The sequence below is a fragment of the Nocardioides sp. genome, from assembly GCF_036401255.1.
GTDB lineage: Bacteria > Actinomycetota > Actinomycetes > Propionibacteriales > Nocardioidaceae > Nocardioides.
In genome coordinates, this window is record NZ_DASWVI010000057.1 from 1 (window position 1) to 1,920 (window position 1,920).

Annotated in this window: 2 protein-coding genes; one reads left to right on the top strand and one right to left on the bottom strand. The window is 74.7% G+C overall.

The annotated features are described in order from the left end of the window. Positions 1-1,545 (top strand): hypothetical protein (locus VGD85_RS02625; RefSeq protein WP_331061892.1); only part of this gene is annotated, 1,545 nt, incomplete at its 5' end. A 37-nt stretch (positions 1,546-1,582) separates the two neighbouring features. On the opposite strand, the gene VGD85_RS02630 is transcribed toward VGD85_RS02625, so the two are convergent. Continuing rightward, a partial coding sequence (locus VGD85_RS02630) for an MMPL family transporter (protein ID WP_331061893.1) occupies positions 1,583-1,920 on the bottom strand: 338 nt, incomplete at its 5' end.

Below are 1,920 nucleotides of genomic sequence, written 5' to 3' on the forward strand. Positions count from 1 at the left end.
GACCGGTTCCGGTTCACCCACGCGCTGGTGCGCGACACCGTGCTCTCGAGCCTGCCGCAGTCGCGCCGGGCCAGGGTGCACGCGCGCGCCGCAGGCGTGCTCGCCGGGCGGAACGGTCACGAGGCCGAGATCGCCCGGCACTGGCTGGCCGCCGGCCCCCGCCACCTCGCCGACGCCTGGCCCGCGGCCCAGGCCGCGGCCCGCTCGGCGATGGTCGTCTACGCCTACGTCGAGGCGCTCGAGATGCTCGAGCACGCGCTGCGCGCGCAGGACGAGGACCCCGGCTCCGACGACCGCTCCCGGTTCGAGCTGCTCACCGACCTCGCGGAGGTGCTGCGCCGCGCCGGCCGCTGGGTGGAGCTGCGCGGGGTCGCGCACGAGGCGGTCGAGGTGGCCGACGAGCTCGACGACCCGGAGCTGCTCGCGCGCGCCGGCATCATGACGAGCACCGGTGCGCTGTGGCAGTCGGCCGCCCACGCCCAGGTCGACCCGGTCGTCGTCGCCGCGCTGCGCCGCGCGCTCGACCGGCTGCCCGCGGGCGACGACCCGCGCCGGTGCCAGGTGATGCTCGCGCTCGCCGGCGAGATCTACTACGGCGCCACGCCCCAGGAGCGGGAGGCGATCGCCGCCGAGGCGGTCGCGATGGCCCGCCGGCTCGGCGACCCGGAGCTCACCCTCAGCGCGTGCCTGCACGCAGCCATCGCCGTGTGGCGTGGCGGTACGGCGCAGCTGCGGCTCGACCTGACGACGGAGGCGGTCGGCCTCGCCCGCGACCTCGACGACGGCATCTCGCTGACCTCGGCGCTCACCCTGCGCGCGGTCGCCGCCGGTGAGCTCGGCGACGTCGAGGTGCTCGACGAGTGCCTGGCCGCGGCGCGCGCGGAGGCGGACCGGCTCCGGCACATCTACGCGCAGCTGGTGCTGGACTCCCTCGAGGTGTCCTGGGCGGCGATGCGCGGCCGGTTCGACGACGTCGCCCGGATCATCGACCACATGCGTGAGATCGGTCAGATCGTGTCGATCACCGGCTACGACGAGGCCGTCGCGGGCGCGATGCTGATGGACATGCTCTGGCAGCGTCGCGACGAGGAGCTGGCGTTCGCGATGACGGCGATGGAGGGCAACACGTTCCTGCCGATCGCCACCTCGATCGTCGCGGTCCGGTGCCGCACCGGGCAGGCCGACCTGGGCCGCGCCTACCTGGAGCAGCACCGTGAGGACGTCGACCTGGCGATGCGCAGCGACACCTGGTTCTCCCCGATGGCGTGGAGCATGGGCGCCGAGGCGGCCTGCTACCTCGACGACGCCGGGCTCGGGGCGACGGCGTACGAGCGGCTGGCCGACCTCGCCGGCCGGCCTGCGTGCGCGGGGTCCGGCTCGGCGATCGGGCCGGTCGACATGTTCCTCGCGATGGCCGCCCACGCCACCGGCGCGCACGACGTCGCCTCCCGGCACGCCGACCGGGCACTGGAGCTGTGCGAGCGGTGGGACGTGCCGCTCGCGGCAGACTGGGTCCGCCGCGAGCGCGAGCGCTTCGGGTTCTAGGGGCGACTCGGGCTCGTGGCCCGCTGCTCCTCTGCGCTCACACGCCCACCGACGCGCGGTCGTCGGCCTGGTCGAAGTCATCCCAGACGTCAGCGTCGGACCCGGCGTCGGTGTCGTCCCGCTCGGCCCGGATCGTCGGGAGCAGCCGGTCCAGCCACGCGGGCAGCCACCAGTTCCACCGGCCGAGCAGCGTCATGGTCGCGGGGACCAGCACCATGCGGACGACGGTGGCGTCGAGCACGATCGCGACGGCCATGCCGAAGCCGAGCTGCTTGACCACGGTGTCGGCCTCGGTCGAGAAGCCGAGGAAGACGACGACCATGATCGCCGCGGCGGACGAGATCACCCGGCCGGTCGAGGCCAGTCCGCGCTCCA